General features: G+C 68.1%; 13 protein-coding genes. 5 read left to right on the top strand and 8 right to left on the bottom strand.

Translation table 11 applies throughout. The annotated features are described in order from the left end of the window. Positions 1-9 precede the first annotated feature (9 nt). On the top strand, positions 10-1,047 hold the full coding sequence (locus BBJ41_RS20600; protein ID WP_069750287.1) for a sigma-54 interaction domain-containing protein: 1,038 nt from the start codon (positions 10-12) through the stop codon (positions 1,045-1,047). Between the two features lie 30 nt (positions 1,048-1,077). Here BBJ41_RS20600 and BBJ41_RS20595 read toward each other — a convergent pair whose 3' ends face one another. Further along, positions 1,078-2,877: a methyl-accepting chemotaxis protein gene (locus BBJ41_RS20595; protein WP_069748183.1), complete on the bottom strand. Its 1,800-nt coding sequence runs from the start codon at positions 2,875-2,877 to the stop codon at positions 1,078-1,080. A 360-nt stretch (positions 2,878-3,237) separates the two neighbouring features. Next, complete coding sequence (locus tag BBJ41_RS20590; RefSeq protein WP_069748182.1) at positions 3,238-3,492, bottom strand: DUF3562 domain-containing protein; 255 nt, start codon at positions 3,490-3,492, stop codon at positions 3,238-3,240. Positions 3,493-4,048: 556 nt separating this feature from the next. Between BBJ41_RS20590 and BBJ41_RS20580 the strand changes: the two genes are divergently transcribed. Next, on the top strand, positions 4,049-4,483 hold the full coding sequence (locus BBJ41_RS20580) for a hypothetical protein (protein WP_069748180.1): 435 nt from the start codon (positions 4,049-4,051) through the stop codon (positions 4,481-4,483). A 517-nt stretch (positions 4,484-5,000) separates the two neighbouring features. On the opposite strand, the gene BBJ41_RS20575 is transcribed toward BBJ41_RS20580, so the two are convergent. The 5 genes from BBJ41_RS20575 to BBJ41_RS20555 all read right to left on the bottom strand — a co-directional run bounded on the left by BBJ41_RS20575 (position 5,001) and on the right by BBJ41_RS20555 (position 10,526). Next, positions 5,001-5,936 carry a universal stress protein gene (locus BBJ41_RS20575; protein WP_069748179.1) on the bottom strand — a complete coding sequence of 312 codons (936 nt, stop codon included), beginning with the start codon at positions 5,934-5,936 and terminating at the stop codon, positions 5,001-5,003. 207 nt (positions 5,937-6,143) lie between these two features. Further along, positions 6,144-7,562, bottom strand: coding sequence for an amino acid permease (locus BBJ41_RS20570; protein WP_069748178.1), 1,419 nt, complete (start codon positions 7,560-7,562; stop codon positions 6,144-6,146). A 406-nt stretch (positions 7,563-7,968) separates the two neighbouring features. Next, the gene (locus tag BBJ41_RS20565) at positions 7,969-8,994 is read right to left on the bottom strand and encodes a DedA family protein/thiosulfate sulfurtransferase GlpE (RefSeq protein ID WP_069748177.1); all 1,026 of its coding nucleotides are present in this window, start codon (positions 8,992-8,994) and stop codon (positions 7,969-7,971) included. Positions 8,995-9,180: 186 nt separating this feature from the next. After that, positions 9,181-9,687 carry a cupin domain-containing protein gene (locus BBJ41_RS20560; protein ID WP_069748176.1) on the bottom strand — a complete coding sequence of 169 codons (507 nt, stop codon included), beginning with the start codon at positions 9,685-9,687 and terminating at the stop codon, positions 9,181-9,183. Positions 9,688-10,055: 368 nt separating this feature from the next. Next, on the bottom strand, positions 10,056-10,526 hold the full coding sequence (locus BBJ41_RS20555; RefSeq protein WP_069748175.1) for a universal stress protein: 471 nt from the start codon (positions 10,524-10,526) through the stop codon (positions 10,056-10,058). 317 nt (positions 10,527-10,843) lie between these two features. On the opposite strand from BBJ41_RS20555, the gene BBJ41_RS20550 reads away from it, so the two are divergent. Together BBJ41_RS20550 and BBJ41_RS20545 are read left to right on the top strand one after the other, a co-directional pair. Further along, positions 10,844-12,955 (top strand): PAS domain S-box protein, encoded by a 2,112-nt coding sequence (locus BBJ41_RS20550; RefSeq protein WP_069748174.1) that lies wholly within the window; start codon positions 10,844-10,846, stop codon positions 12,953-12,955. Next, positions 12,952-13,599: a response regulator gene (locus BBJ41_RS20545; protein ID WP_069748173.1), complete on the top strand. Its 648-nt coding sequence runs from the start codon at positions 12,952-12,954 to the stop codon at positions 13,597-13,599. The genes BBJ41_RS20550 and BBJ41_RS20545 overlap by 4 nt, the downstream gene beginning before the upstream one ends. A gap of 63 nt (positions 13,600-13,662) precedes the next feature. Here BBJ41_RS20545 and BBJ41_RS20540 read toward each other — a convergent pair whose 3' ends face one another. Beyond that, positions 13,663-14,067 (bottom strand): lysozyme inhibitor LprI family protein, encoded by a 405-nt coding sequence (locus BBJ41_RS20540; protein WP_069748172.1) that lies wholly within the window; start codon positions 14,065-14,067, stop codon positions 13,663-13,665. A 343-nt stretch (positions 14,068-14,410) separates the two neighbouring features. Between BBJ41_RS20540 and BBJ41_RS20535 the strand changes: the two genes are divergently transcribed. After that, positions 14,411-15,013, top strand: coding sequence for a DUF1326 domain-containing protein (locus BBJ41_RS20535; protein ID WP_069748171.1), 603 nt, complete (start codon positions 14,411-14,413; stop codon positions 15,011-15,013). The last annotated feature ends 20 nt before the right edge of the window (positions 15,014-15,033 follow it).

Here is a 15,033-nt window from a genome sequence, read left to right as displayed (position 1 = left end):
TCGCTGTCGATGATAAATATTGCAACGAACGGAACGCGTGATGCCGATTTTCAAAACGGTCCGCGAACACCGATGGGTGAATCCACAAACCGGCCGAAGCAGCGCATGGACGGCCGCCGGTTGTCCGGCCGGTCGTCCGTGATGCGCGCGCTGCTCGGCCGTATCGAGAAAATCGCGCCGACCCGCGCCAGCGTGATGATTGCCGGCGAAAGCGGGGTCGGCAAGGATATCGTCGCGCGCCGGCTGCACGATCTGAGCGCACGGCGGGACGGCCCGTTCGTGCCCGTGAACTGCGGCGCAATTCCGCCCGACATCGCCGAATCGCAACTGTTCGGGCACGAGAAAGGCAGTTTCACCGGCGCGATCGCGCAGCGGGAAGGTTTCTTCGAAGCCGCGCGCGGCGGCACGCTGCTGCTCGACGAAATCGCGGAAATGCCGGCGTCGCTGCAGGTGAAGCTGCTGCGGGCGATCGAGTCGAATGCAATCGTGCGGGTGGGTGGCACCGAGCCGATTCCGCTCGACGTACGGATCGTGTCGGCCACCCGCCACAACCCGGCCGAAGCCGTGCGCGACGGTCGGCTGCGCGAAGACCTGTTCTACCGCCTCGCCGCGTTCGCGCTGTACGTGCCGCCGCTGCGCCAGCGCGACGGTGACGTCGTGACGATCGCGCAGGAGTTCGTCGACACGCTCAACGCGCGGCACCGGTCGCACAAGCGGCTGACCGACGCGGCGATCGCGGCGCTGCGCGCCTATTCATGGCCCGGCAACGTGCGCGAGCTGCACAACGCGATCGAGCGCGCATACATCCTGTCCGACGAAGGTATCGACGTCGCGCTGCCGAAGCAGCCGATGCCGCCCGAGCGCACGTCGGAGCATGCGATGGCGCTGCCGCTCGGCGCGACGTTGCACCATGCGCAGCAGCGCTTCATCGCGGCGACGCTGCGCCACTTCGACGGCAACAAGCCGCGGGCGGCGAAAGCGCTCGGGATCAGCCTGAAGACGCTCTACAACCGGCTTGCGCTGATGCGCGACGGCGGGCGCTCCTGAGCGGCGCGCCCGCGCATCCTGCGGGCCGCGTCACGCGACCTTGAACTGCCCGACGGTCGTCGCCAGCGCGTTCGCCTGCGACTGCAGCGCGGTCGCCGCGGCGGTCGACTGTTCGACGAGCGCCGCGTTCTGCTGAACCATCTCGTCGAGCTGCGTGACCGCGCGATTCACCTCCTGGATGCCGCGCGTCTGCTCGTTCGCCGCGTGCGTGATCTCGGAAATGATGGTTGTCACGTTCGACACGTTCGAGACGATCTCGCGCATCGTGTCGCCCGCCTGGCGCACCTGCCCGGACCCGGCCGACACGCTCGCGACCGTCGATTCGACCAGCACCTTCACTTCGCGCGCGGCCTGCGCGCTGCGTTGCGCGAGGCTGCGCACTTCCTGCGCGACAACCGCGAAGCCGCGGCCCTGCTCGCCCGCGCGCGCCGCTTCGACGGCCGCGTTCAGCGCGAGGATGTTGGTCTGGAACGCGATGCCGTCGATCACGCCGATGATGTCGCCGATCCGGCCCGACGCTTCTTCGATCTTTTCCATCGTCGCGACGACGTCCGACACGACCACGCCGCCGTGCGACGCGATCCGCGACGCGGCTGCCGCGCGTTCGTCGGCCTGGCCGGCGGCCGCCGCCGACTGGCCGACGGTCGCGGTGATCTCTTCCATCGACGCGGCCGTTTCCTCGAGGCTCGCCGCCGCCGATTCGGTGCGCGACGACAGATCCTGGTTGCCCGCCGCGATCTCGTTCGCGGCCGTGCGCACCGATTCGCTCGCGTCGCGGATCTGGCGCATCACGTCGTTCAGCTTGTCGACGAAACTGTTGAACGAGCGCGCGATGTCGGCAACTTCGTCGCGGCCGTCGACCGGCAGGCGTTGCGTGAGGTCGCCGGCGCCCGAGCCGATCGCGGCCATCGCCTGGCGCACCTGCGACAGGCGGCGGAACGCGGTCGCGGTGATCGCGCCGATGATCAGCGATGCGACGCCGACGATCACGACCAGCGTGATCAGCGACGCGGTCAGCAGCGAGCGCATCCCGGCCGTCGCTTCGGTCTTGTCGAGCAGCACCAGCGCGTACCAGTCGGTGCCCGGCACGGGGCGCGCACGCACCAGCTTCGCGTCGCCGCCCACGCTCACCTCGACGGGTGCGGTCGCTGCCGCGACCGATGCGGCGCCCATCGCGCCGAGTTCGGGCGACACGTCGGCGACCGGCTTCAGCGTGAGCTTCGCGTCCGGGTGCGCGACCACGTGGCCGCTGCTGTCGATCAACATCCCGAAGCTCGCGGGCGTCGGCCGGATCGACTTCACGTTGGCGATCACGCTGTCCATCGCGACGTCGGCCGCGACCACGCCTTTCAGCGCGCCGTCGCGCAGGATCGGCACCGCGAACGTGACCACGAGGTTACCCGTGCCGGCATCGACGTAAGGCGGCGTGACGACTGGCTTGCCGGCCTGCGCGGCCTGCTTGTACCACGGGCGGCCGGTCGGGTCGTAGTCGGGCGGGATGCCGGTCGGGTCGGAGAAGCGGAACGCCTTGTCGGCGAAGCCCGCGTAGACGTTCGTGAAGCCGCCGGCCGCGGCCATCTGCTTGAACACCGGCAGCGGATCGGGCGTCAGCGCGGCGTCCTGCAGCGACTCGATCATCCGGCTGCGCGTGGCGACCCAGTCGGCGATCCCGACCACGTGGCCGCTCGCGACCGAGGTCAGGTTGCGGTCGATCGCGTCGTCGTTGTATGAGCGTGCAATGAAGTAATTGATCAGCGTGGTGGCGACGAGCGCGAATACGACGATGGCGACGCACGCGGCGAGGATGCGGGCGCGGATGGACGAGAACATGGCAACGACTCGGTAAGGGAGCGCGAACGCCCGGTGGACGAATTCACCGGGTAAACGGCAATCGCGCCCAATACTTGAGACCGTTGTGACAAATCGATGAAAAGTATGACGAAAGGCGTGGCCGGTTGTCGGCCTTTCGTCAGGAAGGCGGCGCGTGATGCGCCGCGCGCACGGATCGCCGGTTGCGGCGTTCCGCACTGGCGGTCTCGTGCGCGAAGCGGGTGTCGGGTGGGCCGGCCGGCTGTCGATTCCGCGCGGACCGGTGCGGCAGACGCCGCATGCAGGGCGACTGCCTCGCGGCCGTCCGGAGCCGGCGGCAGGTCGCGCGACGCCTGCGGCGTCAGCCGCGGCGGGCGTCCGTCATAAACGATGGACCGCCCGAGGGTCGGGTTCCGCGGGAACGGCGGCGGCCCGCGTATCGCTGTCGAGATCGTCCTGCTGGCGCATGCGTTCGCGCAGGTGCCGGATCGCGAACACGTGGATGTAGTCGTGCACGCGCGCGCCGGACGACAGCACGCGCACTTCGTCGTCGAGCATCGCACGCAACTGATCCGCGCCGATCGCGCGCTGTTCGGCGGCTTCCTTGAGTGAATCGAGCAAATTGTCCTTGGACATCGACGGACTCCTGACGGTCGAGGAACGAAAAGTTGACGGTACTGGAAGCTTAAAGACTGGATGGCCGCGCGGCGTGCGATGCGCCGGCGCGTGTTTGCGCGCGATCAACGGCACGTTGCGTGCCGCCGCGCCGATCCGTCACCGAACCGGCCGCGCAAGGTTCGCGGCGCAAACCGCCCGCGAACGAGACTCGAAATCCTGCCACGCCACCCCGGGGCGCGGCACCGGCCGACGAACGGGCGATGGAAACGCCGCGCGACGCCGATGCAGAGGGCAACTTAGACTCGCCGAAATCATGCGTCAAGCGACGCCCGGCACGCGCGGTTCATTCGTCGGAACGAAGGCGCCCGATCGCCGCCGATGCGGCCGAACGGCGGCCTCGCGTGTCAGCGGATTCCGATACGCACGCGCAATGCCTGACAGCGACTTCAGCGCGCGCCGCTTGGCAGCGCGTTGTCGCGACACGATACTGGTCACATGAACGAAACGTTCATGCCGGGCCATCGCCCAGCCGGCCGTCGAGCCGGCATGCGGGTTCGGGCGCAGGAGACCAACCATGAAACATCGCAATTTCCCGGGACGGGCCGGCCAGCGGCGCGCGGCAAGTCACGCGCGCGCCTTGCCCGCCCGGGCCGTATCGGCCGGCACCCGTCCGTCCGACGATCTCGATACCCTGCTCGCGCTCGCTCGCGAAGCCGGACTGCTCGTCACGCTCGACGGGCAGATCGGCCGCGAAAAGTACCAGAGCGTCGCGGGGTCGGTCCTGGCGCTGCAACGGTTCGCCGCGGCACTCTGCGCGCGGGCCGAGGCCGAGGCGCCGGCTGTTTCCGAGCCTCGCCGCAAGGCGCGCCCCGGCTGGCCGCACGCAAACCGGCTGCGCAGCCGCGCGTCCGGCACGCACGGGTCGCCGCATGTCGCGCGCCAGCGTCCGCGTGTACGTCGCAGCGCCGGCTGTCGGCACAACCTGGTGTCAGTTCTTCGCACCCTGTGAACGCACGCGCGGCCCGCCATGGCGGCGCGTGACGGAAACTTCGGCAGGGCCGCAACATGCCGCGCGCATGCTGCGACCATTCGCCAACCGGTGCGACTGCGCGCCATGCGCCACTGCGTGCCGTTCCACACGGCAGCACTCAAGACGATTCCTGCGGGATAAAACGACGGGGCCAGCAACGGGGAAAGCGGACGGGGTGACGTGCACCCCGTCCGTCCTCCAAGGCAGCCGTCGGCTGCCTACCCTCGTGCCAGAGAGTTCTCGGTCGGATGACGCGCCATCCGATGCATGGCGCGGCTCCGCAATATGAAGCGACGACGGCGAACGCGGCGCATGTCGCAGCCGCTGGCGGGCCGTTTCGACGTTCGCGTTCATGCGTGGCTGTCGTCGCACATGAACGCGTCATGCTCGACAGACCGGTTGCCTCGCCGGATGTTCCGTCAATGTCTCACGCGATGCGCACCGCGTTTCTGACGCAGGTCAACCCAAACCCGCTTCGTGCGCGACGCCGCATCGTTTACTCGGCACCGCGAACGAGCAGCACGGGCACTTGCGCGAGGTGCGCCACGCGGCGCGCGACGCTGCCGATCAGCCAGGCGGCGATGCCGCGCCGGCCATGCGTGCCGACCACCAGCAGTTCCGCACGCCAGTGCACGGCGTCGCGCATCAGCGCATGAGCCACGTCGTCGCTCGTCGGTCGCGTTTCGACGACGCCACGCTTGGTCGGGTTCCCGGTCGCATGGAACAGCGGGCCGATCTTCGCCAGCGCATCCTCGCCCTCCGCTCGGTACGCATCCTCGAGCGCGCGCACCGGCACGAGATCGGTCAGACGAACCGCGCGATCGATCACGTACGCCGCGTACAGCAGCGTCGTCGGCGCGGCGAAGCCGAGCCCGACACGCACCGCGTGCAGCGACGGCTCGCTGCCGTCGACCGCGAACATCAGCCGCTGCAGCGTGCCGTCCGACGGGCGCTCGTACGTGGCCGGTACGATCAGCAACGCGCAGCGCGCGCGCGTCGTCAGCGTGTCCGACATCGCGCCTTCGACGAGCCGCAACAGCCCGTGATGCGGATTCGCGCCCACGACCAGCACGTCCGCGCGCCATGCCGACGTATCGTTCACCAGCGCATCGGCGACCGTGCCGCCCGTGACCGACGTGTCGACGATCACCTGCTCGACCTCGATGCCGCTGTCGGAAAACAGGGCTGCGATCCGTGCGCTGGTGGCCTGCGCCTCGCGCATCATGTCCTCGCGCGCGGACGTCAGCAGCGCGTCGATGCGCGGGATGTCGGGCAGCACGAGGCGCGGGTTGTCGATCGCGCAGACGATGCGCAATCGCATGCCGGGGCGCAGCAGCGTGCGCGCGTAATGCGCGGCGGACAGCGATTCGGGTGTCGGATCGACGGCCAGCGCGATACGCGCGAGTGTCGGGATGGACTGGGCAGGCTGCATGGCGAAGGCCTCCGTGCGTACGCGTCGTCGCGGAACGACGACGGAAGCTTCGCGCGGAAGCGGCGCGCGGCGGCGGGACGGCCGGCACGGTCGCAAGAATCGGCGGATGGCCGCGCGAAGCGCGGACAAGCAATCCAGACAGCATAGAGCGTCCCGCCCGCGCGTGCATGATCGCGATCAACGCACGCGCAGGTCGATCCGTATCGCTTACGACTTCGTCGACACCGATGCCGCCGGACGGTTCGCATAGAACAGCGCGTAGGCGATGCCGAGCAGCACGATCCATACCGGCCCGATCACGAGCGCGACGCGCGTATCCGGCGTGAAGGCCATCAGCACGACGACCAGCGCGAGAAATCCGAGCGCGATGTATGAACCGAGCGGATAGAACGGCACGCGGATCGGCAGGCGCGCGATCTTGTCGGCCGACAGCGTACGACGAAAGCGCATTTGCGCGATCAGGATCACGCACCACGTCCAGATCGCACCGAACGTCGACACCGACGTGAGCCACGTGAACACGTGCTGCGGCGCCAGATAGTTGAGCAGCACGCCGATCAGCAGCAGCGCGACCGACACGATCACGCCGTACACCGGCACGCCGTTGCGATTCACGCGGCCGAGCTTGCTCGGCGCCTGGCCTTGCTGCGCGAGGTTGTAGAGCATGCGCGCGGTGCTGAACAGGCCGCTGTTGCACGACGACAGCGCCGCGGTCAGCACGACGAAGTTGATGATGCCGGCGGCGGCCGGGATGCCGAGCCGCGAGAACGTCATCACGAACGGGCTGCCCTGCGTGCCGATCTGGTCCCACGGGTAGATCGACATGATCACGAACAGTGCGCCGATGTAGAAGATCAGCACGCGCCAGAACACCGAGTTCACGGCCTTCGTCAGCGACTTCTCCGGGTTGCGCGCCTCGCCGGCCGTGAGGCCGAGCATCTCGACGCCGAGATACGCGAACATCACGATCGGCAGCGCGCCGATCACGCCGCCGATGCCGTTCGGCATGAAGCCGCCGTGTGCCCACAGGTTCGAGATGCCGGTTGCGATGCCGCCGTTGCCGATGCCGAACGCGATCATCAGCCCGCCGCCGATGATCATCAGCACGATCGTGACGATCTTGATCAGCGCGAACCAGAACTCGAATTCGCCGTACAGCTTGACCGCGATGAAGTTCACCGAGCCCATCGCCATGAGCGCCGCGAGCGCCCAGATCCAGTTCGGCACGCCGGGGAACCACATGTGCATGTAGACGCCGACCGCCGTGATTTCCGCCATGCAGGTGACGATCCACACGAACCAGTAGGTCCAGCCGGTCAGGTAGCCGGCGAGCGGGCCGAGATAATCCCGTGCATAGCGGCTGAAGGCGCCGGCGACCGGGTTCGTGATCGCCATCTCGCCGAGCGCGCGCATGATCAGGAAGATCGCGATGCCGCCGAGCAGGTAGGTCAGCAGGATGGCCGGGCCGGCCGTACGGATCGCGGTGGCCGAGCCGAGGAACAGGCCGACGCCGATGGTCGCGCCGAGCGCCATCAGGTTGATGTGCCGTTCCTCCAGCCCGCGGTGCAGCTGGTCTTCTGGTTGTTTCAAGTCCGTCTCCTGGCAGCCGCGAGCGGCCGCCGTCATTGTGTCGATGTCAATGCGCGACCGTTCATGCCGATATTGGCAGCCGAAAACGAAATAATCCCCACTGCCGATTTCCGAATAAGAAACGACATGGATGTTGCGTCAATCCGATGTGAATCGCCGCGGATTAACCGTATTTTCCGAAACAATCCGGACAACGGATCGGGCCTTTCACGGAATACGTCCGTGCGGCCCGTACGACGCGGCTGTGCGCGTGGCGAGCGGCAACGGGATCAATCGCTTTCGGCGCGAACGAACGCGCGTCGAATGTGCGTGATTACACGCACGCAATATGCAGGCGGGATTATATGGAGGATTAGAGGTTTCACGCCAGCCGATTTTCGTAAAAATCGTGGCGTGTGAAAGCGGTGGCGGAATTCGAATGTGCGCCGAGTCGTGCGCGTATTTATTTCGACAACGTCGCGCGCACCGTATATTCGCCTTCGAGCGCGCCGTGTTCAGGCCGCACGAAATAGCGCGACGAATCGAGATCGGCCGGCAGCGGCTCGACCGGATAGCCGTGCTTCTCCCACGCATCGAGGCCGCCCTTCAGCGCCCGGATGTTGTGGATCATCTTCTTGCGCTGCATCTTCGCGATCAGGCGCTTGGCCGTGGCTTCGTTCGGGCACACGCAATACACGACGATCGGCCGTTTCAGCAATTCAGGGTCGAGCAGGTCCGGCGAATCGAGATCGACCGGCACTGCGCCGGCGATCCGGTACGGCTCGCGCTCGCGGATCGCGCGCGGCCGCGCGTCGAAGATCAGCGGCGGCTCGTCCGACGTCATCATCTCGACGAGTTGCGGCGGCGAGATGCGTACCTGCGCGAGATAGCGGCGGAACTGCAAGCGGCGCACCCAGCGGTACAGCAGGAACGTGATGAAGATCGCGAGGAAGGCGTCGAGGATCGTGCCGCCGCTCGCGCGCACCCACAGCACGAACTGGACGATCTGATCGTGAATGGCCGCGCCGCCGATCAGCCAGAACGCGGCCCACAGCGACGCGCCGGCCAGATCCCAGAACAGGAACACACCGACGCCGATCGCGGTCGTGCCGAGCAGCGGCGCCGACACGAGGCCGAGGCCCGGCAGGAACTTGGACAGCACGAGCAACGGCGCGCCGTATCTTTCGAATACGTTACGCGCGAAGCGCAGCGTCGTGTCGAGCGACAGCGAGAAGCGCACGAGGCCGTTCAGCAGCCGCCGGCCGCGCGTGCGGCCCATGAAAAACCACAGCGAATCGGCGAGCATCGTCGCGCCGATCGCCGCCGCGAACATGCTTGCCCACGACGCCTGCCCCATTGCCGCCATCGTGCCGCCGAGAATCAGCATCGGCACGGCCGGTACCGGCACGCCGAGCTGCGTGATCAACACGCTCGCGAACACGGCCCACGGGCCGAGCGACGATGGAATTGCAATGGGAAAGTGCCACACGACGGCGCTCCTGGAAGACATGCGGGCCGCGCGACGGGGCCGTCGGTACGGCTGTGCAACGGCCGCCGCGGCACGTCCGCAGTCGACCTTGCGCATGACGGGCATTCTAAACGGGTTTGGCCGCGCTCGCGCGGAACACGCGCCGCCAGCGCGGGCTTCGGGCGGCTGCAGGCACCGCTGTCGCGCTTACGCGTCGGGGCGCGGCGCGAGCCGCGCGACGTGTTCCGCGTAGTCCGGAAACGCGGCGGCCAGCGCGGCCGCGTCGGCCAGTTCGAATTCCGCGAACTCGAACCCCGGCGCAACCGTGCAGCCGACGAGCGCGACGTGCTCCGGCGACGCGCAACGCGCGCCGAACCAGCGTCCGGCCGGCACGACCGCCTGGAACACGGTACCCGGGTGCGTGAGCGGGTTGCCGAGCCGGTGGATCGTCAGCCCGTCGCGCTCGTCGAGCACCCACACTTCAATCGGATCACCCGCGTAGAAATGCCAGACCTCGTCGGAACGGATCCGGTGCCACGACGAATAGGCGCCGTCGCACAGCAGGTAGTAGATCGCGGTCGACGCAGCGCGCGGCGCGCCGTCGGCGGGCCGCACGACCGCATCGGTCGCACGATAGGTTTCGCGGAAATAGCCGCCCTCGGGGTGCGGCTGCAGGTCGAACTGGTGAATCAGGTCGGCGGCGGAAATCGGCATGACGGATGACGGTCGGTAAGGGAAGGAACCTGGCGTCCGGCATGCGGCCCGTTCGTCGCGAATGCGACCGGGCGCTGCCGGATGCCGCTGCGTCGATCGCCGCGGCCATGCGCACGGCGAAGAAGCGGACACCGACCGATGCTGCCAGAACTGCGTGTCGGGACGCAACCGCCGGCGCGCAATCGCTCCACATGCGCGCGCGTCCGGCGCGGCCTCATCCGGATGGCGGGCGCATCGAATGCGACAACCGCGCTCACGCGCGGTGCGCCGGTCAGCGTATCGCGCGTCCCGTCAGGCAGGGTTCAGGCGAATACGTGCGGCAGTCCCCTGCCCGCAGCCGTTCATGCGTCAGCGCAGCGCTGCGCGCATCACGCCGCTGCCGGCGCGCCCGGCTCGCCGTGCCGCACCAGCAGCACTGGCCGATCGGCCGCGCGCAGCAACGATTCCGCGACGCTGCCGAGCAGCAACCGGCGCAGCCCGTGCCGCCCGCTCGTGCCCATCACGATCAGGTCGGCGTCGGCTTCGGCCGCCGTGCGCATCAGCACCGTGGCGATGTCCTCGCCGTAAGCGTCGAGCGCGCGCACGGTGCCCGGCACGTGTTGCTGCGCGAGCACCGCCTTTGCATCGTCGAGCACCGGTGTCGCCGCGTCGGTGGCGGCCGCATCGCCGTCGCGCTCGGCCGGGAAACCCGCATCGACGTCGACGAGCTGCGGCCGATGCTCGACGACGTACGCACAGGTGACCTCGCCGCCTGACGCCGCCGCGATCCGGATCGCCTCGTTCAGCGCGAGACGCGCGCTCGGGCTGCCATCGAGCCCGACGAAAATCCGCTTGTACATGGTCCGTCCCTCCGACCGGGCACGCGCCGCGCGCTGCGCGACGGCGGCCCGTTACCGCAAGCCGGCCCGGTGCCGGCTTGCCTGCCGAACAGTCTGCCCCACGTGCCGACGCGCGCGTTGACGCGCGTCAAGCGCGGCCGGCGCGCCCGCTGCTCCACGTCGTTTGCCGCATTTTCAGCTGACCCTATTACAAAAAAAGCGTAAAACGCGCACAATTTCATCTTGAAAATAGACGTTGCACGCAGCCGGTGCGAGTTTTCCCCGGTTTTGCCGCGCTGCCCGAGTGCTCAAGGGCCTGACAACACAATGGCCATCGAATGACCGTCAGTGGAACCCCGACGCGTGACGCCCGAGGGCCCACGCGCCTCCAGACCATGTTACGCCAGCCGCTCGCGGCCGGCGTCGTCGCGCTGTGCGCCGGCGCCGTGCTGTCGCTCGGCGTCGCGCTGCTGGTGCGCGAGCAGTGGCAGAACGCCGTCCGCACGCGCTTCGAACGCCGCACGACGCACGTGACGGCGATGCTGCGGCACGAGTTGCAAGCCGGCGTCGCCGTGCTCGAAGGCGCGCGCGGCGCGTTCAGCCTCGTGCCGGACATGACGCCCGAGCAATGGCGCCGGTACGCGGAGACCCTCGATCTCGACAGCGGCCGCTCGCCCGTCCGGCAGATCGGCTACGTGCCGCTGCCGCCCGCGACGCGCAACGCGCTCGCCGACGCGAAACCGATGCCGGCCGACGCCCTCGCGACCGCGGCGCTCAGCGCGCCCGCTTCGAGTTCGCCCGTCGTGCGCTTCGGCGCGTCCGACGCGGCCCCGCTGGCGCGCGCGCTGCAGACCGGCGACATCGCGCTCGGCGTCCATCCGGCCGATGACGACACGTCCCGCGACGCGCGCACCCTCACGCTGTTCCTGCCCGTCACCACGTCGCCGAATGCGGCCGCCACGCCGTCCGGCACGCGCGCAGCCGGCGCCGACGGGATGCTGTTCGCGGCGTTGAGCCCGCGGCGGCTGGTCGAGCGTGCGCTCGACGCGGAACGCGGGATCGACCTGTGGATGACCACGAGCCGCGATCCGCGTGCGATCGTCAGCGTCGAGACGACGACCGACGAGGCATCGACGTCGCCCGACCTGTTGCGGCGCACCGACGAACTGAATTTCGGCGGCACCGTGCTGACGCTCGCCTATTCCGCGGACGGCCGCCCGAGCGCGACCGGTGCGCAGCGCGCGGCCGGCACCGTGCTCGCCGCGGGGCTGATCGCGTCGATCGCGTTCGCGGCGCTCGTCCACGCATTGCAGCGCCGCCGGGGCGCTGCCGTCGATCCCGGCGCGAGCAGCCGCGGCATCCTCAACGAGGCACGGATGATGGGCATCATCCGTTCGTCGATGGAAGCGATCATCACGATCGACGAAAAGCAGACGGTCGTGATCTTCAATCCGATGGCCGAGCAGGTGTTCGGCGTGTCCGCGATGGAGGCGATCGGCGCGCCGCTGTCGCGCTTCATCCCCGAGCGGTTCCGCGCCGCGCACGCAAAGCATGTCGACCAGTTCGGCGTGACGGGCGTGTCGGAGCGGCAGATGGGCCGACAGCGCGTGCTGTTCGGGCTGCGTGCCAACGGCGAGGAATTCCCGATCGAGGCGTCGATCTCGCAGATCCGCGACGCGTCCGGCAAGCTTTATACGGTGATGCTGCGCGACATCACCGAGCGGCTGCGCGCCGAGAACGCGCTGAAGCAATCGCGCGAGGAATTGCGCGAACTGTCGGCGAACCTGCAGAACGTGCGCGAGGAAGAAAAGACGCGCATCGCACGCGAGCTGCACGACGATCTCGGCCAGCAGCTCACCGCGCTGAAGATGGACCTGTCGGTCGTCGAGCAGCAGCTGCGCGTGCCCGATCGCGCGCAGTCCGACGAAGGCATCCTGTCGCACCTGCAGGGCATGCGCCGGCTGATCGATACGACGGTCGCATCGGTGCGGCGCATCGCGGCCGACCTGCGGCCGGTGATGCTCGACGATCTCGGCCTCGTGCCCGCGATCGAATGGCTCGCGAACGATTTCACGAACCGCTACGGGATCGATGTCGAACGTCACATCGAAACCGGCGGCCTCACCTTCACCAGCGCGGGCGCAACCACGCTGTTCCGCATCGTCCAGGAAGCGCTGACGAACGTCGCGCGCCACGCGGATGCGACGCGCGTCGCGTTGCGGCTCGACATCGAGGAAGGCTTCTGCGTGCTGCGCGTCGCGGACAACGGCCGCGGCGCGGCGCCTGGCGGTCCGGCCCACGAGGACAAATCGTTCGGCCTGATCGGCATTCGCGAACGCGCGCACATGCTGGGCGGCACCGTGACGATCGACACCGCCCTCGCGCGCGGTTTCTCGATTACCGTGTCGTTTCCGCTCAGTACCGTTCAACAGGACATTCTCATCTCATGATCAAGGTGCTCATCGCCGACGACCATACGCTCGTGCGCGACGGTCTGCGGCACATCCTCCAGAATGCCAGCGGATTCGAAGTCGCCGGCGAAGCCTGCGACGGCCCGTCGACGATCGCGCTGGTGCGCTCGACGCCCGCGCAGGTGCTCGTGCTCGACCTGTCGATGCCGGGCCGCAACGGCGTCGAGCTGATCAAGCAGATCAAGGACGAGAAACCCGCGCTGCGCGTGCTCGTGCTGACGATGCACGCGGAGCAGCAATACGCGGTGCGCGCATTCCGCGCGGGCGCGTCGGGTTATCTGACGAAGGAAAGCGCGAGCGCCGAGCTGGTCGGCGCGGTCACGAAGGTGGCGTCGGGCGGCGTGTACGTGAGCCTCGCGATGGCCGAGCAGTTCGCGCAGAGCCTGAACGAGCCGGCCGAGACGCTGCCGCACCAACGTCTGTCCGACCGCGAATTCGACGTGTTCCGACGAATCGCCGCCGGACAGACGCTCACCGAGATCGCGCAGGCGCTGTGCGTGAGCGCGAAGACGGTCAGCACTTACAAAACACGGATTCTGGAAAAGATGCAGATGCCGCACGAGGCGGCACTGGTGCGTTACGCGATGCGCCACAAACTGCTCGACGAAACGGACGACGTGTAACGGACGACGTGTAACGGACGGTGTCCGGCCGTGCGGCATGCGCCCGGCCGAACGGTGCGGGCCTTACTTCGCGGGCACCGGGCATGCGAGGTCGCCTTCCTCGCACGACAGATAACCCTTCAGCGTTTCGGTGCGCGCTTTCGTCAGATCGTCGAGGCAGGTCGACATGACCATCGGATACGCGCTGCCGCCCTCGGCGTTCGCGCCGGAGAAACTGCATTCGGCGTCGCGGTACGCAATCCACGCGCGCTGCGCATTCACGAGTTTCTCCGCCAGCGGCCGTGCATCGCGCAGGCGCGCGGTGATGGCCTGGTAGGTGCGGTTCAGTTCCCCGTCGGATTTCCTGTACGCGCGATCGGCACATGCCGTCATCGTCGCCTGATCCGTCGCGTCCGCGCAGTTCGCCTGCGCATGGGCGACGTTCGCGGCCAGCGCCAGCGTGCAAAGCAGACCGGTCAAGACACGCATGGATGCTCCTTGTTGTTCGTTGAAGTCGTGGAACCCGGTGCGGAGCCCGACGCCCCTGCCGCGCCTCGGCGCGCGGCGACACCGTCCGCGATGCTAGCGCACGCGCGTTCGGTTGTCAGCCGCGATCGTGCCCGCGCATCGGCTTGCATATCGTCCATGCACGCCTACACTGGAAAATCGATACGCCGCTTCAGGCCCGCGCTATCGCATCCATCCCGTCACCGCTTCCGCGCATTCCTCAGCGCATTTCGCGTTCGTACCGTCGAGCGGGCGTGACGTTTCGTCAGCCGGTTTCCTCTGCCCAGCACAACGCGCAAGCGCCGTCGCTCCCCTGGAGGAAATCATGAGCTATCACCTGGAAGGCCGTCTGCTCGAGGTCTGCAACTGCCGCGTACTCTGCCCGTGCTGGATCGGCGAAGATCCGGATTTCGGCGTGTGCGACACCATCGTCGCATGGCACGTCGACAAGGGCACGGTCGACGGCGTCGACGTCGGCGGCAACACGATCGCCGCCGTGTGCCGCGTGCCGGGCAATATCCTGCAAGGCAACTGGACCGCTGCGATCTACGTCAGCGACACGGCGTCCGAAGCGCAGGAGCAGGCGTTGCTCAAGGTCTACACGGGACAGGCCGGCGGCCCGATCGCCGAACTCGCGAAGCTGATCGGCAAGGTCGTGTCGGTCGAGCGCGCACCGATCAGGTTCGACGTCGAAGGCGCGCGCGGCACGCTGTCGATCGGCACCGACTATCACGCGGAACTCGAGCCGTACCTCGGGCCGAGCGGCGCGCAGACGACGCTGACCGACACCGTGTTCTCGACCGTGCCCGGCGCACCCGTGTTCGTCGGCAAGGCGCCCGTCTATCGATCGAAGAACGCGGCGATCGGCATCGACGTCGATCTGAAGAATCACAACGCGTTGCAGAGCACGTTCCTGTTCGACGCGTGAATCGCGCTCGCACGGAAACC

The organism is Burkholderia stabilis, from assembly GCF_001742165.1.
Lineage (GTDB): Bacteria > Pseudomonadota > Gammaproteobacteria > Burkholderiales > Burkholderiaceae > Burkholderia > Burkholderia stabilis.
The sequence above is the reverse complement of the archived record's forward strand: the minus strand, read 5'-3'. Positions and strand labels throughout refer to the sequence as shown.

Excerpts from the sequence above, each read along its gene's own strand:
- BBJ41_RS20600 (WP_069750287.1), top strand. The coding sequence starts at position 10 with ATGATAAATATTGCAACGAACGGAACGCGTGATGCCGATTTTCAAAAC.
- BBJ41_RS20595 (WP_069748183.1), bottom strand. The coding sequence starts at position 2,877 with ATGTTCTCGTCCATCCGCGCCCGCATCCTCGCCGCGTGCGTCGCCATC.
- BBJ41_RS20590 (WP_069748182.1), bottom strand. The coding sequence starts at position 3,492 with ATGTCCAAGGACAATTTGCTCGATTCACTCAAGGAAGCCGCCGAACAG.
- BBJ41_RS20580 (WP_069748180.1), top strand. The coding sequence starts at position 4,049 with ATGAAACATCGCAATTTCCCGGGACGGGCCGGCCAGCGGCGCGCGGCA.
- BBJ41_RS20575 (WP_069748179.1), bottom strand. The coding sequence starts at position 5,936 with ATGCAGCCTGCCCAGTCCATCCCGACACTCGCGCGTATCGCGCTGGCC.
- BBJ41_RS20570 (WP_069748178.1), bottom strand. The coding sequence starts at position 7,562 with ATGACGGCGGCCGCTCGCGGCTGCCAGGAGACGGACTTGAAACAACCA.
- BBJ41_RS20560 (WP_069748176.1), bottom strand. The coding sequence starts at position 9,687 with ATGCCGATTTCCGCCGCCGACCTGATTCACCAGTTCGACCTGCAGCCG.
- BBJ41_RS20555 (WP_069748175.1), bottom strand. The coding sequence starts at position 10,526 with ATGTACAAGCGGATTTTCGTCGGGCTCGATGGCAGCCCGAGCGCGCGT.
- BBJ41_RS20550 (WP_069748174.1), top strand. The coding sequence starts at position 10,844 with ATGACCGTCAGTGGAACCCCGACGCGTGACGCCCGAGGGCCCACGCGC.
- BBJ41_RS20545 (WP_069748173.1), top strand. The coding sequence starts at position 12,952 with ATGATCAAGGTGCTCATCGCCGACGACCATACGCTCGTGCGCGACGGT.
- BBJ41_RS20540 (WP_069748172.1), bottom strand. The coding sequence starts at position 14,067 with ATGCGTGTCTTGACCGGTCTGCTTTGCACGCTGGCGCTGGCCGCGAAC.
- BBJ41_RS20535 (WP_069748171.1), top strand. The coding sequence starts at position 14,411 with ATGAGCTATCACCTGGAAGGCCGTCTGCTCGAGGTCTGCAACTGCCGC.